This is a genomic window from Kolteria novifilia, assembly GCA_007748055.1.
Classification (GTDB): Bacteria; Planctomycetota; Planctomycetia; order Kolteriales; family Kolteriaceae; genus Kolteria; species Kolteria novifilia.
In genome coordinates, this window is sequence record CP036279.1 from 7,447,428 (window position 1) to 7,469,420 (window position 21,993).

Sequence of the window (21,993 nt, forward strand, 5' to 3'; positions counted from 1 at the left end):
GGAACGATGCCGCCATCACTGTCAGACCGACCATCATCCAGAGGAGTCCCCATTGACTACCAGATCTAGACGAGTGCTCGGCTTCACCCTTGTGGAGCTCTTGGTCGTCATTGCCATCATCGGCGTATTGGTGGCCCTGCTCTTGCCCGCCGTCCAGCAAGCACGTGAGTCGGCGCGCCGCTCGATGTGCACGAACCACCTCAAACAAGTGGCGCTGGCGTTGATGACTTACGAAGAAGCGCACGGTGTTTTTCCCTACGGAATGCGTGGCGGGGCGACACTCAACCGGGATACGTGGATGCAACGAATCCTCCCCCAGTTGGATCAAACACCACTCTACGAACGCTACGTGACGGCGGACGTCGACCACGTCTTCTACAACGACGCGGCGATTCAGGGAGCGACCGTCCCCGTCTTGATGTGCCCCTCGGACCCATCCGGTCCCGCGCGTGGCGGCGCTTCGGCCCAGCCCGGTTTTCAAGGCAACTACGTCGGACTCAACGGCAATGACATCATCAACAATAGCGCCTCCGCCAAAGGCATCTTTTGGCATAACTCGAGCACCGGACTGCGTGACCTCCTCGATGGCACGTCCAAGACCATCCTCCTTAGTGAAGTCATCATTCGCGGTTCTCAGCCGGTCTCGAATGCCTGGGGGGCGGGAGGTGGTTACTGGGGCGGCGGAGCGGGCGGCGGCTACGGCTTCTCGACGAAAGAGTCGCCGAATCCCCTGCTTCCCGATGTTCTCTACGGATGTAAGAGCACCACCTTTCCCAACTCGCCTTGCACCGCCACCGGCAGCTACGCCAACCCCGAAATCTACGCGCGCAGCCTGCACCCCGGTGGAGTCAACGCGGCCATGGGCGACGGTACCGTCAACTTCATCAACAACTCGATCGATGCGGAACTTTTCCGGGCGCTCGGCACGCGGGCCGGCGGCGAAATCACCGAGTTCTGATGGTCAATGCGACGTGGCACTCGAGAGATGACCACCATGCGGCGAACGTTCCCAGTCTTGCTAGCTCTCTTCCTTTTCCTGGGGACAGGGTGCGCTCGCGACCAACGCGCGATCACGACGAAGATCGTGGGGAGGGTGACCTTCAACGGCGATCCTCTCCGAGATGGGCGTATCGTCCTTCGGGCGATCGAACCCCATTCCCTCAGCACGGCCGGCGTGATTGAGAACGGCATCTTCACGATGGAGGCGGCCCTCGGCCCCAAACGGGTCGAGATCGTCTCCTATCGTAAGGTCCCAGGGATGATGACCGAGCTGAACCCCGGCGAGGAGGTTCCCATCGTGCGCCAAGTCATCCCCGAGCAGTTCAATCGCGAGAGCACCCTCATCGCCGACATTCATCCCAATGGCGACCGACGTTTCTCCTTCGATTTGATCGAGACGAGAAACTCGAGCGTCGCCCGACACTCGCAAGTCCGCTAGAAATTCTCAAGCAACTCACCGTCCTCGCGATCGCCGAGGAAGACCCAGGTTCGGTAGTCGATCGCCTCGTTGATGAAGCGAACCGAACCATCGCCCATCGCCATGTTCACTCCGCCGGGGTGTTCGCTCTTGAAGCCCCCCATGTGGGCGTAGCAGTTACTGACTCGTGAGTCGCGCGACTTCGGACACGTCTTGTAGATCTTGTGGTAGTTGGGTGGGGGGTTGGTCGTCCCGATGTGCATGTGCGACGCGAAGTACATGTGGAAGGAACTGTAGATCGGCAACGTTTCGCCCACCATGAAGGTCTTGGTCAAGCCATCGGTGGCATCCTTGAAGCGGTAGGAGCGATAGCCGCCGTTGAACATTCCTGGCGCCTCGACGGCCTCGCGGGCTCCACCGGTACTCTTGCAGTTGATGTTGGGACTGAGTTCCGCGATCGGGCAGGTATTCATGTGAATCGGCCCGGCACTCGGTACGTAGCTGGCTCCCATCGATTCGCCACTGCCGGGCGTGTAGCTCGACTCGCGCGAGTTGGGAAAGAGCCCGCCATCGGGATCGGACGGGCAAATCAGGGTCGCGATCATCAAGTCGTTGAGCACATCGGGGTTCACGTCTTGATGGTTGGCCACGTTGAAGTTGATCCGCTCGAAGACCCGCGTCTGGTCGAGGTAGGGGAACACGGACTCCATCCACGTGTGGCAATGGGCGATCGCCGTCGATCCGGGAACGCCGCAATAGGACGCCGCGGGTAGGACATCGAAGACGTCGTGGTAGTTGTGCAGCGCCGTCCCGAGCTGTTTGAGGTGATTGGTGCATTGAGCGCGACGGGCCGCTTCGCGCGCCTGCTGAATGGCTGGAAGTAGCAACGCGACCAAGACGCCGATGATGGCAATGACCACTAAGAGCTCGACAAGCGTAAACGCTCGCCTCGTACGCGCACGCATGGGTGGATTCCCCCCAGTTCATTCGACTCATGTGAAGTGCCAAAGAACGCGACGCGGCTCAGGACCAGGTTCTTCGTCAAGAAATGCTCGAACGGCGACGTTACCTGGTCAATGGAAGTCCCCCCCGGTCCACGATGGCGAACCACCGTGCTCCCTTGAACCCCGTGATGGTACTCTACTTAACGCGCGGATCGCTTCGCAAACAATTTCACGGAGTCACTCCCGGAGAGTACTCAGTCAGAAACCGAGACCTCACCTTCGCGGTGGCACGCGACAGAGAGTGAATCGCGTCACAGGAGATCTTGGACGCCCCGTTCCAGGAACCACTCCGCGAGCTCGGACCCAACCTGGACGGCTTGCTCGGCATCGCCCTCGCCGGCATGCTCGAGTTGCTGGGTACCGTCGGCATCGAGCACACGCGCTCGTAGCGTGAGTCGCCCCTGGGCAACTCGTGCCCGCGCCGCCAGCGGGACATGACAGCCCCCTTCGAGCACGAACATGAACCGGCGCTCGGCGTCGACCGCCTGCCGGGTCGGTTGGTCCTCGAGAGTCGACAGAAGCTCCAAGATCTCGGGATCGTCCGCTCGGCACTCGATGCCGAGCGCCCCTTGGCCAACAGCCGACATCATCGTCTCTTCGGGAAGCCGCTGCGTGATCTCGCCGGTCAGCCCCAATCGCTCGAGCCCCGCGCACGCGAGGATCAGTCCGTCGAGTTCCTCTTCGTGCAACTTGCGAATCCGCGTCTCGACATTGCCGCGGATGTCGACGATCCGCAGATCGGGCCGTCGATGAAGGAGCTGGGCTCTTCGCCGCAGACTGCTCGTCGCGACCTTCGCTTCCGGGGGAAGAGCGTCGAGCGTTTCATGTTTGGGAGAGAGAAAGGCATCCTCGACGGTTCCTCGCTCCGGCACCGCCGCCAACGCGAGTTCCGGATGGGTCTGGGTCGGGAGATCCTTGAGACTATGGACCGCGAGATCGGCCCTTCCATCGAGGACCGCGTCTTGAACCTCCTTGGTGAAGAGGCCGACACTTCCAATCTCGACCAGCGGACGATCGGTCACCACATCGCCCGTCGAGACAATCTTGACGAGTTCGACCTCGATCTCCGGATGGCGATCGGCCAACATCCGTAGGACGTGCTCGGCTTGCCAAAGGGCCAAGCGGCTCTTTCTGGTCGCGATCCTCAACGTGCGTCTAGCCAAGATCTCCGAGTCCTCACCTAGTGCGAGTGCCTCCAGGAGGCATCCATCGACAACAAGCCGGGACGAAACGGAAGCGGTCGCCGGCCATGGCTCTCCATTCGACGGAACAACGAAAGCCTACAACAGCCATGATGCGAACTCCGCATCCCAAAGGCATCCATCAAGCATCCCGAACAGTCCGTCTACGGCCCAAGACGTGACTCCGGAGCCAGCCCGGCGCGCGCGAGCACCACGAGCGTCACCTTTCGCACCCCGGACCGCTTGAGCGTCCGCGCCGCCTCGTCGGCGGTCGCCCCGGTCGTGAGAATGTCGTCGACCAGAAGAACGTGTTCCCATCGGTTGGCGGCCTTGGACTTGATGGAAAACGCTCCCCGGACATTCTCCCGTCGAGCCGTGGAGGAGAGCGCTGCTTGCGGCGCGGTCACCCGGCGACGTTTCAAGACGTTCTTCACCACCCGTAGCCCCAACCGCCGCGCCAAACAGGTGGCGAGATAGCTCGATTGGTCGTACCCACGAAGAATCCGGCGCGACCAGTGCAGCGGAATCGGAAGAACGACTTGGGCGTCGATCTTCTCCCACCGATCCTTCTGCTCTTCGTGCAGTAGCCGCATGAGCGAGGAGGCGAGCCGATACCCGGAAGGCTGTTTGATCGCGAGACAGCCCTGTCTCAGAAGATCGGTGTAGACACCAAGCCTCACCACCTCGTCGAAACGGAAGCGCTCTCGCAAGCAAGCGCCGCAGGGGTTGATGTTCGCTCCCGGCCCGACCGGCATGCCACATCGTTGGCACGCCTTCGCCGCCGAGGCGGCACGGAGACGCTCGTGACAATTGTCGCAGATCGCCAGCGACTTTGTGGGAATCTCGACACCGCAAAGCGCGCATGCCGACGGGTAGAGAAGCTCGACCACGCCGCCGGCGAAGGAGGCGAGGACCGTGCGACCTCCCTGAAACGCGCGCCGAAAACGGGCGGGACAAGCCATGACGGGAGGTCTCTCGTTACCCGAACATTGCGCGACCACTCACGTTGTCGATCCGAATGAATTCAAAGCGTCGAATGACTCAAAGTAGTCGTGGATCCGATCCGCTACCTGCTCAACGGAAGAATCGTCGTCGAGATCGAAGAATCGAATCTCCTCCAAGTGCCGAAACCACGTCTCTTGCCGCTTGGCGAGTTGACGAGTGCGAGCCTTGATCATGGGGACAACCTCCTCCAACGACAGTCGCCCCCCGAGGTGCTCTCCGAGGAGTTGGTAGCCCGCCGCCTGGGAAGCTTGCTTTCCCAACCCCGACTCGGCCCTCAATCGCGCCACTTCGTCGACCCACCCCGCCTCGAGCATCTGGTCGACGCGACGATTGATCCGCTCGCGCATCCGCGGACGGGGCCATCGCAGACAAGCCACCGGCGGCGCGGGATCGGCGGGCTTGTCGAACTGCCGCTGCCAAATGCTGATTGGCTTCCCCGTCGCCTCGAAGACCTCGATCGCTCGCACGATCCGTCGGAGATCGCCGGGCTGGATCTTCCTCGCGGCAACGGGGTCGACCTTGGCGAGACGCTCGTGCAGCTTCGGCACGCCAACCCGTTCGGCCTCTCGTTCGAGTTCTTCGCGCCGATTGGGGTCCGCGGGAGGTCCTTCGAAGAGGCCACGCAGGCAGGCCTTCAAATAGAGGGGCGTTCCTCCGACAAACAGGGGCCGGTTGCCACGCTCACGAATCGCGGCGCAAGCTTTCTCCGCCTCGCGCAAGAACCAGTCGATGCTCGCGGGAGCGTCCGGCTCCAAGACGTCGATCAGATGATGCGGGACGCGCGCGAGTTCCCGGGGCGACGGTTTGGCGGTGCCAATGTCCATGCCGCGGTAGATCGTCATCGAGTCGAGCCCGATGATCTCCGCCCCGGCCCTCTCCGCGAGGAGCAGTCCGATCGCCGACTTGCCCGACGCCGTGGGCCCGGTGAGAAACCAACAGTCGCGAAACGCCTCGTTCATGCCAGTGGCGACGCCAACGATCCCAAGGTCGGTAGCGGGGGATAGCGTTTCAGGATCCAGTCGCGATTGAGGACTTCCTTCGGCTGGTAGCCCCGCGCCGCGAGCCACGGCGAACCGACGGCGCACTCCTTCTCGAAGAGGTAGTACTGGTTGTAGCCGTCGATGAGCCGATTCGCGGCGGTCGTGTCGAGCGACTCGACGAACGTCAGCCAGCGCCGATTGAACCGCTCGACGCTTTCGTTGATCGCTTCAAGTAAATCGCGAACGGTTCCCGTTACGCCAAACGCGATGCGACGATCACCTTCGGAGAACGCCGTCGAGGAGACGATCTCCAGCAAGCGACGCATCTCTTCCGGCAGCCGCTCCCAATTCGTTCCGTCATCCTGGCAGAGCCGGTTCCAGCCACGTAGACGAAAGCGGACCCCATCGAGCAACTCGTACCGCTTCGACTCGCAGCGCCGGGCGACCCGTTCGATACTTTCCTCGACGCGACGGGCTCGCCGAAGGTACGCGGGCGCGTCGCACAGCCCAAGCATCTGCTTCGCGCCTTGGGCCCAGCCATCCGAACCGGGCATCACGTCCATTTCCTCGGGATTGGTCATGGGCTGACTCCCCTTCGCGCCTCGCTCACGCTTGCGCGTCCTTCCCGTCGCCGTCGGATTCCACCGCTTTCTCAAGATCGCTCTTCGCGTCGGATTGGCTCGCAGGAGGGTCGGGAATCGAGGAGGCCACTCGTTGCATCCGAGACCCGTCGGTTCGGAACTTCGCGTGGAGTTCTTCCCAGTCGATCACCAAACTCCCCCCGGTCGATTCGTGCTGCGCCGCCCAGTTCATCAACAGCTCTAGGCACGCGTGGTCGATGTAGTGAAGCTCGCTCAGATCGACGTGCAATTCACTCCCCCGCGGCACCCGGTCGAGATCGTTCGCCAGGAGGGGCAGCCGCACGAAAGTCGCCGATCCACGCAAGTGAAGCGTCGTTTTCTCCGTTTCGGGATCGGTGTGCAGTTCGGTGTCGAGATGGGAGAAGACGTAGAGGAGCTTGCCACCGGAAAGCAGAATGCCGACGATCACGCCGAAGAGCAAGTCCTCGACGACGATGCAGACGACGGTGATGACATAAATCGCCACCTCGCTCCACCCGAAGCGGCGCAGCTCGAAGATCGTCTTCGGGTTGATCAGCTTGTAACCGGTGTAGACGAGAATGCCGGCGAGCGCCGCGGTCGGGATCAGCCGCAAGACGAAACCGAGGAAGACGACGAAGAGCAAGAGCCAGATGCCGTGCAGAATCGTCGAGAGTTGGGTCTTCGCCCCAGCTTCAACGTTGGCGGCGCTGCGGACGATGACCCCGGTCATCGGCAGGGCTCCCAGCACACCACAGATCGTGTTGCCGAACCCTTGCGCCATCAGTTCCTTGTCGTACTGCGTCCGCTTTCCGGAATGCATCTGATCGACCGCGGTCGCGCACAGGAGCGTCTCGGCGCTGGCCACCGCGGCGATCACCAGCCCACTCTCGATCAACACCGAAAGCGGCACGTCCTTGAAGATCGTCCACGACGGCAGATGCACTTCCGACAGCAAGCGATCGGGCACCTCGACATAGACCACCGGCAGATAAAAGCCCGCCGATAGCACCGTCGCGACGACCACCGCGATCAACGGCGCCGGCAGGAACCGGAAGCTCTTCGGGGTGCAGGTCTGCCAGAGAATGATGGTGACGATCGTCAATAGCCCGATCTTCGCGGCCCAATCGTGGTTCTTCAACTCCGCGACCACCCCTGCGAGCGAGTCGTCTGCTTCCCGCTGGGAAAAGCGAACCTCGAGGACCGCCTTGTTGTTCAAGTCTTTGAGCGCCTCCTCACTCTTCTTGATCGCCGTTTGAAACGCGACCTGGAGCGATTTGGCATCGGGGTCATCCCCCGCGGTGAAACCCTGTTCTTGCGCCTTCTTGTAGAGCCCGCGGAGGTCCTTGGTCACCGACTGCTGGATCTCGGCCACCGGCGCCAATTGCTCCGCTTCCGCGGCCAGTTCCTCATCACTGGGCGTGGCATCGCCATCGAGGTGTCGCGAAACGCGTTCCTCGACGTTCTCGAGAAGTTCGACTTGGTCGGCGTGCAACGTCCCGACCTCGTGCAGGATCTCGGTCCGTTGCTGCCGTTCGGCCGAACTGTGGATCTCCGGCCAGGGAAATCCCTTGGCGATCGCCTGGGGAATCGTCAGCAGGTTCATGATCCCGGACTTCTTCGGCGTGTCGTCGACCATGACGTGGAACTGACTTGCGAAGATCAGGAAGCCGATGCCCGAAAGCATTCCCTTGATCACCGCCGGAGAGACGGCCCGGAACCATTGACCGAACCGGAAGAGCCCCGCGACGATCTGCAGGAGGCCACCGATGAGCACCACGATTCCGAGGACCGGAACGCCGTACTCCTCGACGATGCCGTAAACAATCACCGTCAGGCCGGCCGCCGGCCCGCTCACTTGCATCGGCGCCCCGGTGAAGACCCCGACGATGATCCCGCCGACCATGCCGGTGATCAGCCCGGTCGCGACCGGCGTTCCCGAAGCGATCGCGATGCCCATACAGAGCGGAAGAGCCACGAGAAAGACCACGATCGACGCGGCGAAGTCCTCGCGCCAACTCGACACCATCGTCGGCTGGTCCGTGGGCGTTCCCCTCTCCGACTTGCGGTCGGCGTCCCCAACTTCGGCCATCAAATCTCCTCGAGTCCAGCGAACGACGATCCCAGGCTTCTGCCCATGGTATCTGATTATCGATTTCATTTCCGCTTGGAGTGAAGCTGGTTCCGCGTGAGGAAGCGTCAGCGTGAAGTTGGGGAGGGACGCCTACTGGCCGATTGGCGTCTTGTTGATCAGGAACTGAACGTGGTCGAGGACGCGGAGGAAGGGGCGGTAGATGTTGTTGGGATTGCCCGAGAGCTCCGGATAGTTCGGCACCGGCCAGAGGTAGAACTGCAAGCCGCCATAAATCTCCCAGGGAGCCTGGCCGTGGGTCGGACCGAGCGCGGAGAAGACGATGTTCGTCTGCGCCGAAATGCGGTACGAGAGGTACGTCCCATAGGCGAAGTTCGGAGGATCGGTCGTCCCGCCGATGAAGATCGTGTGGTCGAGCGAGATCGGATAGACATGGCGGTAGAAGAAGAAGTAGCCCCGGTCGGTCTCGAAACGCAGCGGCAGGAACGACCCGACGTTTTGGGGAGAGTGGGCCGTGTTGACCGGCGTCGTGAACCAGAGCCCCAACTCGGCCGAGGGCGAGGTCGCGAAACTGACCTGACTACGAACCTGGCCGAAGAAGACGCGATGCTCGGAGTCGTAGAGCCCGTCGTAGACCGCCCCGTAGCTCAGCCGTTTCCAGAACCGTCGCTCGCTCCACGATTCATGCGGCCAGACGCTGCGATGGAAGAGCCCCGCCGTCAGGCCGAGCAGAACGGAGGGAAACGTGGTCGGCTCCGCGACAACGCCGAGCTGGCCGCCGATCTTGTATTCGCGCAAGACGGGGAAACCGACCTGCATGCTGTTGTACCAGCCAAAGACACTGTCGACGCCGTTGGGGGTGGCGTTGCGATGAAACCCCATCAGCGTCTGGAATTCCATGTTCGTTAGGAGCAACACGGGCGTTTCCGGCGCCGGCTTCTCGTACCAGGGCAACTGATCGACCCCGAGCGGACCACTCTCCTGGTAGAGGTTCGGAAAGGGGTTCAGCGCGATCGTGCGATTGCCCGTCAGCCCATCCCGCGGACTCGGCATCTGCGTCGACAGGACCTCGGGGTTGGTCTGATAGACAACATTTGGATCGGACTCGACATAGTCCTCGGGCAAGAGCGAAACCCTCGGCGAACCGGGCGCCGGCGGATAGGTCAGGATCGCGTCCGACGGAGGCGTCGGCGGCCGGTAGGGATTCTGGTCGCTGTGCGGCAGGATGTGCGGCACCGGATTGCGATCGGGAATTTTTTGGGGCGGAAACGAATTCCCCAGCGGTCCGGACTGCACCGGATCGGGAACGACGTCGACCGCTTCGGTCGCTTCGTAGCGCTCGCCCGAAGGGGAGAACGAGGGTGGCCCCGGCAGCTCCTCGACGGGGATCGGTTCGAACTCGGTGATCGAGGCTCCCTGATTCGAGCGGTGCACCGACCGCTGGGCGCGCGCTTGCGGCCCGAGCGCCACCATCATGGCAACACCCACCGCGAAAGCCAACATCCACCGGAACCGTGTTGTCACGTAATCTCTACTCTCACGATCAGTAGACGAACATCAGCCGCAAGAAGGCACCGTCCAACCCGAGATTGCTGGTCGAGGTCAAGAGCGTGTCGGCGTCCGACCGCTCGAAGAGGTCGATCCAGCTAACGACTTCGTAGCCGCCGATCAGCTCCCAATGCCCATGACGGAGGGAGATTCCCATCGCCGCCTCGATCATCGGAATCGAGCGATTGACCCGCCGGGTCAGGTCGTAGATCGTGTGGTTGTCCCAATGCTCGGAGAAGTCGTTGCGATACTGTCCGTAGAAGACCCCGCCGCCGAAACGACCGAAGACACTGACCACGCGTCCCAACACCCAGTGGAGTTCGCCGTCGGCGACGAGCCCGGTGCCGCTGAACTGGTTCGTCACTCGAACGCGACTCTGCTGAGCGACCAGGAAGGGGTCGACGTAGATCGGCGATGCGTCGACATTCATGCCGAGATCGACCGAGACGAACCGTGGACCGGCGCTGAACCGCAACGACAATCCCGGAGCCGGATCGAACCACTTCCCGAAGGAGAGCGCGTAGACGTCATAGTCGAAGCCGGCGCTCGCGGAAGCTTGATCGGCCTCGGCGAAGGTGAGCGACTGATTCGCATCCCGAGGGAGGATGACGCGTCCATTGCTCGGAGCGACCGTTCGCGAGTCATTCGTGTGCAAGTAGGTGTAGTTGAAGTCAATATCCCAGCCCGACTTGGCCTCGAACGCGAGCCCGCCGCGAACGCCGAGATCCCAATCGAGTTGCAAGCTCTCGACCGACCCGACCGGCGACTGGGGAGGCGTCCCCACGAGATCGCCATCGATGACAAAATTGAGGTTGCCGACCGTCGGACGCATGATCAGCAGGTCGGCGTAGGCGGCAATGCAGCCGCACCCCTTCACGCAGCCACACGGGGCCGCCATGACCGACTCGATCGGCGCCGGCTCCTCCATGGGAAGGCTCTCCTCCCAGGTGTGCGGCGTCCACTCCATCGGCTCGTGCCCCGGCGGGAGTTCCATGCTCGACGGGAGACTCGGCTCCCGAAGAGATTCGGACGGCATCGTGCTCGAGGGAATCGGAGCGGGGTGCGTCACGCGAGGCGCGCGACTGGTCGGCGTTCGAATCGGTGCCGGCACGAGATCGGCGTCATCGACGACTTCGATCGGCTGATTGGAGTATCCGCCCTGGGTCACGAAGGGGCCCGCGGCCCACGCGAGCCGTGGTAACATCAGCCCAAGAGTCACGCTGAGGCAAATTGCGCCGGCTCGCACGTTCATCCACTTTGCCTCTTATGCCTCGACGATCCCCACGCGACCGGCGATTGGCCGGACTCGTCCTATCCTTGTATCGAAGTCCGACGAGTGGAAAGTTTAACGAGAGTGACGATTACGACGGCGATAACGCCAAGTGAGGGAAGATGCGCATCCTGATCGCGCCCGATTCGTTCAAGGAGTGTCTCTCGGCCGCCGATGTCGCCTCCTCGATGGCCGACGGCGTCAAGCGCATCGCTCCCGACGCCGAGATCCTCGAGGTCCCGATGGCCGACGGCGGAGAGGGAACGGTCGACGCTCTGGTCCAAGCGACCGGCGGCACCTTTCATCGCAAGACGGTCCGCGGCCCTCTCGGCGATCCGGTCGAGGCGACCTACGGCCTCCTCGGCAACGGTCGCACCGCGGTCATCGAGATGGCCGCCGCCTCCGGACTGATGCTCGTTCCTCCCGATCAGCGCGATCCGCTCGCCGCTTCCACTTTCGGCACGGGGGAACTGATCCAGGCCGCGGTCGAGCGAGGAGCGATTCATCTCATCGTCGGTATCGGGGGAAGCGCGACCAACGACGGCGGTGCCGGGATGGCGCAGGCTCTCGGCTACAGCCTGCTCGATGCCGACGGCAACGAGATCCCCCCCGGCGGGGCGGGACTCGAGCACTTGGCGCGCATTGATCCGTCGGGGGTCTTCCCCGGCCTCGCCGATGTCATGATCGAAGTCGCCTGCGATGTCACCAATCCGCTCACCGGACCGACCGGCGCCTCGGCCACCTACGGCCCGCAAAAGGGCGCCACCCCGGAAATGGTCGCGACGCTCGACGGGTGCCTCAAGCACTTCGCCGAACGCATCCGCGCCGATGTCGGAATCGACGTCGAACACGTACCCGGAGCCGGTGCGGCCGGTGGACTTGGCGGCGGCCTGATGGCGTTCACGGGGGCGACCCTTCGCCGGGGAATCGACCTGGTGATCGAAGCGGTCGACCTCGCCGGGAAGGCGGAGGGCGCCGAGCTTTGCCTCACTGGCGAAGGCGCGATCGATCACTCGAGTCAGTTCGGCAAGACGGCGGTGGGGGTGGCGGCGTGCTGTAAGCGCAAGAGCGTCCCGGTCATCGCCCTCGCCGGAGCGCTCAAGCCGGGCGTCGAGGCGGTCCTCGATCACGGCATCGATGCCTACTTTTCCATCACGCCCCGGCCCGGCACCTTGGCCGACGCCTACGCCGAGGCGAAGGAGCGACTCGCGAACACCGCCGAACAGGTGATGCGGCTCTATGTCGTGGCGAAGAGATAGCGGGTTGATCGTCACCAACGAGGTTCCCGGTGCCGGAGAGGTTGGGCACCAATGTCCTCTTGTTGGTTGGTTCCGTGCCCACGATTCTCTTGGGTTCCCCGCCCACGCTTGTCGTGGGCACGCGGAACACGTTTGACGTGGGCATGCAACGACTTCAGGTGCCACTGGCTGCTTGTCGGCCAGTGCCTGCCGACTGTCGCCGATGGTGGGTCAAGACCCACCCTATATCGCCCACCCAACTTGTTTCGCGGGAAGAACGAAGGCCTACGTCGAGAGACGCGCGAGCGCTTCCTTGGCGTCGCTGGCCCGAGGATGGCCTGGATAGACGAGCACCATGTCGTACCACTTGCGGGCGTTCTTCGGACGGCCCGAACGCTCGTAGGCACATCCCAAGCGAAAGAGCGTCTCCGCGCCACTCTTTAGATAGTCCTTGTAGATGAGGTAGCACTCGACCGCTCGGTCGGGGTCATCCAAACGATCGAGATAGAGGTCGCCGAGCAATCGACAGGAACTGAAGTAGATCTCTTCGTCCTCGGAGCTGGCGAATCGCTCCGGCCGCGCCTGAACCACCTGCTCCAAGCACGCCGCCGCGTCGGTGTAGGCCTCTTGTCGGTAGTTGATCCGCCCAAGCAGGTAGTTCACCTGCGGAACGAGGCGCGATCCGCCGAGCGCCGCCAGTTCGAGGTAGTGCTTGACCAACTCGAGGTCGGCATCTTGCTCGAGCAGCCGTTTCGCTTCCCGGAAGCAGTACCAAAAGTCGAAGAACCGTTCGACCGCGACGAGCCGGGACTGGACTTCGGGCGGCGTGATGTCTCGATAGAGGCGGTGCTTTTCCGCGAGCCATTCCTTCTTCTCGGCGTCGGAAAGCTGGTAGGCCAGCGCAAGCTCGACCGGCCGAATCGCCGCGAGCCGATCGCCGCGCTCTTCGTGCAGTGACTTGAGCAGACGGAGGGTTCGCTGCCCGCTGGTCGGGGCGTCGGCGTAGAGTTCGTAGTGCTCGATCGCGGCCTCGATCTCCCCCGCGGCGTGCGCTCGCTCGGCGAGTTGCCGGACCGCGTCGTAGAAGGCGGATTGCTCCACGGTCGATAGCCGACTGACGCCGACCTCGCGGCCAAAGTCTCGAATCCGCTCCCGCCAACGCCACGCTTCGTCCGAACCACGCCGTTCCTCGATCTCCGCGAGCCGCTTCCACAACGAAAGCCGCTCTTGCGTCAATCCGGTCTCGGCCACGCGCGTCGCGTCGGCGGCACCCGCGAGGTCGTTCTCTTCCTCCAACCGGCGTCGGCCCAGGTCACGCATCGCGCGAAAGTCGAACCAGTCGAGCGACTCGCCGGGGCTGGCGTGCAGGAACTTCTCGTAGAGCTCGAGCGTCACCTTCGGATAGAGAAACGCCTTGAAGGAAGCCGCGTCGGCATCGTCGGGACGTTGTTCGAGACGCCGTTCGACGCTCGCCAGAAAGGCCAAGAGATGCTGACCCGAATCGAGCAGGGCGAGACCGCCGGGCCCCGCCAGAAGCGGATGCTTCGTCAACTCCGCCCAAACCAGGAAAAGCGCTTCGGCCTCGTGGTTGGGAATCTCGAACGTGGCGCTTGGCCGCCGGACGACCAACTGGGTCGCCACGCGAAGGGCCTCGTCGCCACGCCGCTGGGCAAGCAGCACTCGCAGCCGCTCGTAGCCAATGGTGAGCGGCACATCGTCGCGACGATGTGCGACAATGTCGAGCAGTTGCCCCGCTTCCTCGAGCTCTTCCCCCGAGGGGTCTCGCCGATCCAGGAGGGAACGAGCGCGATCGAGGCACTCGACCGGATCGACCATCTCGAGAAGTTCCTGGTTCTCGGTCACGTTGCGTAGGTCGATACCGCGATGGACACGCCAGCTCCCGTTCCGAGCCATTTCCGATTTGGGATCGATCGCGAGGGCCCGACGGTACCAGATCAGCGCCTGCCCCAGTTGTCCCGACTGTTCATCGTGGAGCCCGCGAATGACTTGCTTCAGGACGATGAAGCTCTTCCGCGCTCGCTCGCAGTAGATGACGAAGAGGGCAAGTGGAACCAGAAGGACGAGTCGTTGGGCGGCGATCGGAAGTTGGAGGTTCGCCAGCGCCAGTGCGAGTCCAAGCGCGAGGATTCCGATCTCGAGTTCCGACTCCTCGCCACGTCCGGCCAAGACCATCAGGGAAAAGAGCAGCACCACCACGAGGGTCGCGACTCCCCCGGCGATGCTTGTCTCGAACCTCTCCGCGAGCATCTCGCCGCCGAGGTAGGCCAGGAACCCCGCGGCCGCCGCGACGACGACGACGAAGCCGATCGCGGTCCAGCGTCGCGTCTTCGGGTCGAGCCGGAGGAAGAGGTGGAGTCCCCAGCCGAAGAGTCCCCCGACAACGACCGCCACCAGGGGAGCCCAAAGGGGCCATCCCAAGAAGAGCACCGCCACCAGCATGACGGCGAGGACCGCGACGTAGATGCTGCCGGGATGCTCGAGTATCGCGAGCACCAACGACGCCAACATATTTTGCTGCATCGACTTCGGAACATCGGGCGCCTTGCGACGGCTCCACCAAGACAGCCCGACCATCGTCGCGAGCATCAGCACCACCGACGCGACGAGGAGCATCGCCGACTCCGAAATGGTTTGGACACCGGCGACCACGAGGACCGCGAGCCCGAGGAACGCTCCTTTTTGCTGATACTCGAGATTGATGAGCGCTCGCGTCGACAGCGGCATGATTTGCGTTCTCGCGGAGGTTAGGTCGAACTCGGGCAAGACGTCGCGAAGCCCTTGAGGTTCTAGAAGGTCGCCCGCCGGCAGTCCGCGAAGGGGCGTCTGGGAAGAAAAACAGCCCGGTTCGGCGCTGTTCTTGCCCCAGTTTGCGCAGAATCGGCCGCGGAATGTCCCAAAACGGTCCGAAATGTGGACAAGACGCTCCAACTCGCCCGAGGAAGTTCGAGCAACAGCTCACGACCTCCAGAAATGCCAAGGTTCACCGATCAGCCCTTGCGACAGGGTGTTAGGGCAACCCATACCCCGTCGGGCATGGTCCTCCAAGCTCAGCGAGAGACGCCGTCGGCAACGTTTTCGGAAAACAGGCCTTGAGGAGAGTCCCGTTCTCTGGAATAGTCTTTCCTGTGTCACCTACGGCAACGTGGGCGGCGGAGCAAAGGACAAATGAAGCGGGGATCCCTTGGTATCCCGGTTTCATTTCTTCTTTTCTCTCTTTCCTTCACGAGAAGACACGTGCGCTTGGACCGTGTGGGTGCCGCCTGCCCATGGAGCGTTTGCGCCATGACGACGGTTAAGGCCGCCAAGAAGAAATCCAGTTCCGCATCTCGGAAGACCACCGCGAGCGTTAGCGAGCAAGAACAGTTGCTCGTCGACTGCCAGGAGCTTCTGAAGTATCAGTTCCAGGACGTCGAGCTGCTCATCAGCTCCTTGACGCACGCCTCCAGCGCCGATTCGCGCGTCGTTTCCAACGAACGACTCGAGTTTCTCGGCGATTCGGTCCTTGGCCTGGTCATTTGCGAAGTCCTCTACCACCGATTCCCCCAACTCCTCGAAGGGGAACTGACCAAGATCAAGTCGGTCGTGGTGAGTCGACGCACCTGCGCTCGCATCAGTCGCCAACTCGGGATGGAGCGGTTCCTCATCCTCGGCAAGGGAATGGCGAGCCAGTCAGTCATCCCGGCGAGCGTGATGGCCGACGTCTTCGAGTCGCTCATCGCCGCGATCTATCTCGATGGCGGCATCGATCCGGCCCGCGAGTTCGTCCTCTCCCACACCGAAGCGGAGATCGAAAAGGCGGCCAGCGGCCACCACGGCGGCAACTTCAAGTCGATCCTCCAGCAAATGTCGCAGAAGGAATTTGGCGCCACGCCGACCTACGAGATGCTCGAGGAACAGGGCCCCGATCACTCGAAGCTCTTCAGGGTCACCGCGGTCATCGGGAACTTTCGCTATCCCGCGGCCTGGGGTCGCAACAAGAAGGAAGCGGAGCAGCGCGCCGCCCTGAACGCACTCTGTCAGATCGGTGGGCGCGAAGTCCCCTACGCGGCGGACGACTAACAGTCCGTTGATTTAAGCGGGCCAAGGCGAGAACGAACCCTGTTCGCCAAGATCGAGGAAAAGGAACGCGGGCGAATACGTCGATCCGTCGAGTTTCGCCGACGCGGAGATTGGTCAAGAGGGCCGTTCGGAGCCGGCAGCGAATAGATCAACCGGCTGCCAACCCGAGTGGGGCGGAACGCCGCCATCGTCGCCGCTCTCCATCGAGCGTCCATCGCCAGGCAAGCCGTACTCACTGTCAAGCCAACGGCGTGCGGAAACAAATCGCAACCCTCGGTGTCGACCAGTCCCTTGGAGCATCCTCATGGAGATCGAATTGACCGAGGTCAGCTCGATCCTCACGCGAACCTCGGGCTATCTTCGGCGCGTCGTCTCCCACTCCCTGCAACCCTATCGCGGATGCAGTTTCGGCCAGTCGCTGTGCGGCGTGGGATGCTACGTCCAACACAGCCCCTGGATCATGCGTGGCCGCGAGTGGGGCACGTTCCTGGAAGTCCGCACCAACGCCGATGACGTCTACCGCCGCCAGTACAGCTCCGAGCGAGCATGGGCCCATCGTCGCGATGGGTTCTTCGGCATTTTCATGAGCAGCGCGACCGATCCCTTCCTCCCGCAGGAGGGACGTCACCGGGTCTCTCGGCGCGTCTTGGCCGCGATGGCCGAGCAACCGCCCGATCGCCTCATCCTGCAAACGCACACCCATCGCGTCCTCGATCACCGTGAGGCCATCAAGGAACTCGCCGGCAAGTGCGAACTGCGCGTCCACATCAGCATCGAAACCGATCGACGAGCGATCAAGGGACTGCCACGCCACGCCTCGCCGATCGAACGCCGCTTCGACGCCGCCCGGCAGTTGCAGCGGGAAACGGGAGCGATGGTCGTCATCACCGTCGCCCCGCTCCTCCCGATTCGCGAGCCCAAGATCTTCTTTGAGCGTGTCCGCGAGTGCGCCGACGCGGTCATCATCGATCACTTCATCGAAGGCGATGGCAGCAGCAACGGTTCCCGCACACTGCGAACTCCCTTGCCGATGGTGATGGAAGAGATCGAGCCCGGGTCGACCGCGCTCGCCTATCGCGACGAGATGGTCGCCGTCGCACGCTCGGTGATGCCCGGATGCGTCGGCGTCGGACAGATGGGCTTCGCGGGCGAATTCAGCTAGGGCACTGGTCCATCTAAGTCTTGGGGCGCCACTGGCTCTTTGTCAGCCAGTGCCAAAGGGTTGGGGTTGCACCAACACCAACGTCAAGTTGGAACAGAGCGCTAGCCGGACAGGTTCGCGAGCAGGGTGGGTCTTGACCCACCATCAGCCCTTTTCCGCTAGCCGCCAATCGGAAGAACGCCCCAGGAGCGTTCCCGGACACGCTTCGGCCCGAGGACCACCTCGGCGTACTCCCACAATTGGACATCGTTCTCAAAGATCTTCTCGTAGGTGAAGTCGTCGTCGTATTCACAGTCGTCGGTGGTGTGATCGCGACAGATCTGCGGCCGGTCGAGGTAGATGCCGCAGCGATTGTCCTCGAGAAGATGCTCACAGTCGCGATGAACCATTAGGTACCACGACTCGTCCTCGACGAAGATGCTGATGTCCTTGTGGGACAGATACCAACGCATCTCGTCAAAGTCCTTCCACTTGGTGGGCGTGTCGATCGGCAGGGCGATGTAACGGCAACATTTGCCGGTGCAATACTCGCAGAGATTCGCCCCTTTGGGCAACTCGTCGCGGTTCGGCTTCCTGGCGTGCTCGGCGACCGTGATCATGGTCTCCATCCTCGTAGGGCGGTGTCTTGCTGGATCGTACGATCGTAGCCGATCGCGACGGCCCCGTCGATGCTTGCTTCCTCCGACTCGCGGAAGAGGCACGGAGCCTTGCCGAAGCGCGCTTGCGCGATTAGTCTTGTAGCTATGAACACTATCGCGGCCATCGTCTTGCTCTCGCTTCTCTCCGCCGACGGCGTCGCCAAGGGGCAAGCCGCCGACCGCGTCCGCCGCCTGACGCCCGAGTTGGAAGTCGACTTGGACAGCGGCGAAGTTCGCATCGATGCCCAGATCGTGTTGCGTGAAGGGCCGCTTGAGTTGCTGTTGTGTCCCAAGGGGGGCAAGGAACACGAGTCGATTCTCGCCGCGACGATTGAACCGCGCACCTTTCAGACGGCCCTCCTTCTGGCGGGCGCCAAACCAGGTCACCCCGCTCGCTTCGAACCGTACAAACCACCGACGGGCCAGCAGATTGAGATCCTGCTCGACGTCAAGGGAAGCGACGGGAAGATGAAGCGCCTCGATGCCCGCGAGTGGATTCAAAACGTGAAGACAAAAAAGCCGATGGACGCGACCTTCGTCTTCACGGGAAGCCAGTTTGTTCGGGCCCCAGGGGCGAAGCGGGCGACGTGGCTCGGCGACGAAGGCGACTTGGTCTGCGTGGCCAACTTCCCCGGATCGGTCATCGACATCGCCAAGGAGAGCACGACGTCCAACGCCGATCTGCTCTTTATCGCCCGCACGGCGGCGATCCCCGAGGTCGGAACGCCGGTTCGCGTCATTTTCAAACCCGTTTCTCCCTGAAATATCCACACTATTCCAAAGGCGCCAGAAGCCTTCATCAAAGGCTCAACAGTTTCCCATCCCCGGGCCATTTCGTCAGCTAAACTGTAATGGACCTTTCGTGGGAGATGTGCGCCCACGTCGCCGGGCCTACGGAGTTCGGCGGCGACTCGCGCATCGCCCCGCGTACGGATCGTGCCCCAAGAGCCTCCACCCCAGGGGAACACCAGGGCCTCGTTGACCGACTTTCTGCCCGAGCAAGCCATGACGCGTGCCACGCTAGTCAACCAGGACGCCGTCTTTCAACTTACCCAGCGGACCGACCAGACGGGGCGTTCGAACGGTGCTCTCGGAAGGTTGCAGCCAGGCGACATCGTCCGCGCGGTCGTCACCCGCACCCTCGGGAATGGGCTCTTCGGCGTATCGATTCGGGGCAACGAGTTCGTCACCTCCAGTGGGGAATCGCTCACTCCCGGGCAGGTCTTGACCCTCCAAGTTGGCGACGGCTCCAGTCGCGGGACGCCCGGACTGGTCGCGGAAGCCGGTTCCCCAGAGGCGCGACCCCAGGGGGCCGGCCTCGAAAACGAGGGAATCGTCGACCAGCAAGCACGGCGAGCGGTCCAGGGAGAGCAGCTCCGGCTTCCGACGTCGGGTCGAACCGGCCCGATCCTCGAATTGCGCGTCATCGACGACACGTCGCGGGCGGCGCCGGCCGCGCCTACCGACGAGGCCGCCTCGGCACCGTCCACGTCTCCCCTCGTCCGACCGGACGGAGCCCTCGATCGACTGCTGGCGCGCAGGCCGGAACTGGCCCCGCGCATCACCGAGTTGCTCAACGACTTTCAGAACCGTCCCCCAGGCCTCGGAGGCCAGCTTCGCGACCTCACCGGGCTGATCTCGCGCGTCGTGCAATCGAACGATCCGGCGGGGCAAACAAACCTGGCGGAATCGCTGGGACGCCTGTCGAGCCAGCTCCTGCAATCGCAAACGCTTGAGAATCCGAGCGAACTGTCGCGGTTTCTCTCCGATCGGCTCTTGCCGCTCGCACGCGGCCTGGAGGGGAACGTCGTCCGCGCCACGACCGGGGCGACGGTTTCCAATACGTCCACGGCACCGACGTTGTCGGAAACCACCGAGGGAGCCACGAACGCCGCGCGCACCGTCGTCGCCCAGCCTCCCATCCCCGAGGGGACGTCCGAGGCGGCCGATCGAGGAACGCTCCGCGAGGCAATTGCCGACATCCGCAATCAGCTCGCGACGGTAAGGGAACAACTGACGGCGTACGCCAGTCGAGAGCCGGGAACGAGCGCCCCGATGCAGGAGGCCCTCGAACGCGTCGACTTGGTCCGCAATCTGCTCGACATGAAGGCACAATTGCAGGACCTGTCGCGCAACCAGCAGGAGCCCTCAACGATCGTTCAGCAGACTTTGGCGCGCGTCGCCCTGGCGCGTAACGCCCTCTCGGGACTGAGCCAAATCACCACCGAAGCCCGGGGATCCGCCCTTCCCAGTTCCCCTGGGGTGCAAACGACCGCCGCCGGCCTCAGCGGGGCACCGCTCTCCCGAGCGGCGATCGACGCGCTGACGCTCGCCAACGCGACGGCGACCGAAACTCGTCCCCTCGCTCAACCGGCCGATCCGCAAATCGTTTCCGCCGATGCCCAGCACGCCCCGCCACCGGAGTCGACCGAAGCGCGCCCCGAACAGCAAGCGGCCCTCGCGACCAATCGGGCCGACACGCCGACGCCAGGCGGGAGTGCGACATCTTCCGAGACGAGCACCGCTCGCCCCGAATCGGTCGCCTTTCAGAACGACTTGAAGGGCCAGCTCCTCGAGCTTCGATCGTCGCTGCAGGAGTTGGCGGCGCATTCGTCTCCCTCGGGTGGTGACACCATTCGCGAGGCCCTCGCGCAGACCGATCAGCTCGTCCATCAGTTGACCTCCCAACAGGTGCGTAACGCGGAAGCCCCGACTCACTATCAATTCGTGGAGCTTCCCGTCGATCCACGCAGCGGGATTGATGAGGCGAGGCTGCACGTCTTCTACCGGGAGCGAGGACAGGCCGAGCCGCCGTCGGAAAACGATCCCTTCACCGTGGCGCTCTTTCTCAACATGACGCGTCTGGGCGATGTGCTCGCGACACTCACCTCGGTCGGACCGGCGATCGCGGTCTCCTTCGCGGTGGAGAATTCCGAGATCGAGAGCATCCTCGGCGAGCAAGCCGACGATCTGCGGGAGCTGCTTCAGCAGGCGGGGCACCAAGGCGCGACGGTGACAGTGAGACAGAAGGGAAGGGTGACCGAGCCGACGCCGACCGAGGATCTCGACGATCTTTGGCAGGCGTTTCTGGCGCTGGTTCCCGACGAATCCGACCCCGGCCAGCGACTCAACCAGGAGGCGTGACGACGTGTCGACAGTTCCGCCGGAAGATGCCGAACGCGCTCCGACGCGGCGCAAGATGGCCGCGGCGCTGCGCTACGATCAGGATCACGATGCGGTGCCGCGCATGGTCGCGCGCGGTCAGGGCGAACTTGCCGATCGGATCATCGACGCTGCCCGCGAGCACGGCGTCGATGTCTACGAGGATCCCGACCTCGTCGAGATCCTCTGCCAGCTCGACGTGAATCAGATGGTCCCGCCCAAGCTCTTCCTCGCGGTCGCCGAGGTAATGGCGTACGTCTATCGGATGAACAACCGCTACGACGAGGTCCGCGAGATGATGGCCAAGGACCGCTCGCCGGGAAGCAACCGCAAACCGTAGGGTGGATCGCGCTTCGACGTGGTCACCGAGTAAGAAGAGCGGATGGGATGACATCTTCAACGGCAGCGTCGTTGTCTAATGAAGCCCAGGGTCGCGCTTCGCGCACCCTGGGATACGGACACGCCGGGAAGCAACCCCAAACCGTAGGGTGGATCGCGCTTCGACGTGGTCACCGAGTAGGAAGAGCGGATGGGATGACATCTTCAACGGCAGCGTCGTTGTCTAATGAAGCCCAGGGTCGCGCTTCGCGCACCCTGGGATACGGACACGCCGGGAA

The 21,993-nt window shown here is 63.1% G+C and carries 18 protein-coding genes and 1 pseudogene; 8 read left to right on the top strand and 11 right to left on the bottom strand.

Annotated features, from left to right (window positions below; translation table 11 throughout):
- Positions 1–52: 52 nt before the first annotated feature.
- Positions 53–958: a DUF1559 domain-containing protein gene (locus Pan216_RS27305; protein WP_145263277.1), complete on the top strand. Its 906-nt coding sequence runs from the start codon at positions 53–55 to the stop codon at positions 956–958.
- A gap of 36 nt (positions 959–994) precedes the next feature.
- The gene (locus tag Pan216_RS27310; RefSeq protein WP_145263279.1) at positions 995–1,438 is read left to right on the top strand and encodes a hypothetical protein; all 444 of its coding nucleotides are present in this window, start codon (positions 995–997) and stop codon (positions 1,436–1,438) included.
- On the opposite strand, the gene Pan216_RS27315 is transcribed toward Pan216_RS27310, so the two are convergent.
- The 9 genes and pseudogenes from Pan216_RS27315 to Pan216_RS27350 form a co-directional block, all read right to left on the bottom strand.
- Positions 1,435–2,382, bottom strand: a complete 948-nt coding sequence (locus Pan216_RS27315) for a DUF1559 domain-containing protein (RefSeq protein ID WP_145263281.1) — start codon at positions 2,380–2,382, stop codon at positions 1,435–1,437. The two genes, Pan216_RS27310 and Pan216_RS27315, sit on opposite strands and share 4 nt — an antisense overlap.
- 290 nt (positions 2,383–2,672) lie before the next feature.
- Positions 2,673–3,584, bottom strand: coding sequence for a hydroxymethylbilane synthase (hemC, locus tag Pan216_RS27320; protein ID WP_419193071.1), 912 nt, complete (start codon positions 3,582–3,584; stop codon positions 2,673–2,675).
- Between the two features lie 182 nt (positions 3,585–3,766).
- Positions 3,767–4,564 (bottom strand): ComF family protein, encoded by a 798-nt coding sequence (locus Pan216_RS27325; RefSeq protein ID WP_145263285.1) that lies wholly within the window; start codon positions 4,562–4,564, stop codon positions 3,767–3,769.
- 39 nt (positions 4,565–4,603) lie between these two features.
- A complete protein-coding gene (gene miaA, locus Pan216_RS27330; RefSeq protein WP_145263287.1) occupies positions 4,604–5,566 on the bottom strand; it encodes a tRNA (adenosine(37)-N6)-dimethylallyltransferase MiaA in 963 nt (320 codons plus the stop codon).
- Positions 5,563–6,168, bottom strand: coding sequence for a hypothetical protein (locus Pan216_RS27335; protein ID WP_145263289.1), 606 nt, complete (start codon positions 6,166–6,168; stop codon positions 5,563–5,565). The genes miaA and Pan216_RS27335 overlap by 4 nt, the downstream gene beginning before the upstream one ends.
- Positions 6,169–6,193: 25 nt before the next feature.
- Positions 6,194–7,561, bottom strand: a complete 1,368-nt coding sequence (locus Pan216_RS27340; RefSeq protein ID WP_419193701.1) for a SulP family inorganic anion transporter — start codon at positions 7,559–7,561, stop codon at positions 6,194–6,196.
- A gap of 192 nt (positions 7,562–7,753) precedes the next feature.
- A pseudogene (locus Pan216_RS28655) lies at positions 7,754–8,215 on the bottom strand (SulP family inorganic anion transporter); the annotation flags it as partial.
- Positions 8,216–8,410: 195 nt separating this feature from the next.
- The gene (locus Pan216_RS27345; RefSeq protein WP_145263292.1) at positions 8,411–9,754 is read right to left on the bottom strand and encodes a DUF6666 family protein; all 1,344 of its coding nucleotides are present in this window, start codon (positions 9,752–9,754) and stop codon (positions 8,411–8,413) included.
- A 67-nt stretch (positions 9,755–9,821) separates the two neighbouring features.
- Complete coding sequence (locus Pan216_RS27350) at positions 9,822–11,078, bottom strand: Lpg1974 family pore-forming outer membrane protein (RefSeq protein ID WP_145263294.1); 1,257 nt, start codon at positions 11,076–11,078, stop codon at positions 9,822–9,824.
- A gap of 140 nt (positions 11,079–11,218) precedes the next feature.
- Here Pan216_RS27350 and Pan216_RS27355 point away from each other — a divergent pair, with 140 nt between their 5' ends.
- Positions 11,219–12,355, top strand: coding sequence for a glycerate kinase (locus Pan216_RS27355; protein ID WP_145263296.1), 1,137 nt, complete (start codon positions 11,219–11,221; stop codon positions 12,353–12,355).
- Between the two features lie 264 nt (positions 12,356–12,619).
- Here Pan216_RS27355 and Pan216_RS27360 read toward each other — a convergent pair whose 3' ends face one another.
- Complete coding sequence (locus Pan216_RS27360) at positions 12,620–15,079, bottom strand: hypothetical protein (RefSeq protein ID WP_145263299.1); 2,460 nt, start codon at positions 15,077–15,079, stop codon at positions 12,620–12,622.
- Positions 15,080–15,637: 558 nt separating this feature from the next.
- On the opposite strand from Pan216_RS27360, the gene rnc reads away from it, so the two are divergent.
- Together rnc and Pan216_RS27370 are read left to right on the top strand one after the other, a co-directional pair.
- Positions 15,638–16,414, top strand: coding sequence for a ribonuclease III (rnc, locus tag Pan216_RS27365; protein WP_145263301.1), 777 nt, complete (start codon positions 15,638–15,640; stop codon positions 16,412–16,414).
- Between the two features lie 304 nt (positions 16,415–16,718).
- Positions 16,719–17,576: a radical SAM family protein gene (locus Pan216_RS27370; RefSeq protein WP_145263303.1), complete on the top strand. Its 858-nt coding sequence runs from the start codon at positions 16,719–16,721 to the stop codon at positions 17,574–17,576.
- A 158-nt stretch (positions 17,577–17,734) separates the two neighbouring features.
- Here Pan216_RS27370 and Pan216_RS27375 read toward each other — a convergent pair whose 3' ends face one another.
- Positions 17,735–18,175: a YkgJ family cysteine cluster protein gene (locus tag Pan216_RS27375; protein WP_145263305.1), complete on the bottom strand. Its 441-nt coding sequence runs from the start codon at positions 18,173–18,175 to the stop codon at positions 17,735–17,737.
- 144 nt (positions 18,176–18,319) lie between these two features.
- Between Pan216_RS27375 and Pan216_RS27380 the strand changes: the two genes are divergently transcribed.
- The 3 genes from Pan216_RS27380 to Pan216_RS27390 all read left to right on the top strand — a co-directional run bounded on the left by Pan216_RS27380 (position 18,320) and on the right by Pan216_RS27390 (position 21,716).
- Positions 18,320–18,976 carry a YdjY domain-containing protein gene (locus tag Pan216_RS27380; RefSeq protein WP_145263307.1) on the top strand — a complete coding sequence of 219 codons (657 nt, stop codon included), beginning with the start codon at positions 18,320–18,322 and terminating at the stop codon, positions 18,974–18,976.
- Between the two features lie 216 nt (positions 18,977–19,192).
- A complete protein-coding gene (gene fliK / locus Pan216_RS27385) occupies positions 19,193–21,358 on the top strand; it encodes a flagellar hook-length control protein FliK (protein WP_145263308.1) in 2,166 nt (721 codons plus the stop codon).
- A 4-nt stretch (positions 21,359–21,362) separates the two neighbouring features.
- Positions 21,363–21,716 carry an EscU/YscU/HrcU family type III secretion system export apparatus switch protein gene (locus Pan216_RS27390; protein WP_419193072.1) on the top strand — a complete coding sequence of 118 codons (354 nt, stop codon included), beginning with the start codon at positions 21,363–21,365 and terminating at the stop codon, positions 21,714–21,716.
- Positions 21,717–21,993: the final 277 nt, after the last annotated feature.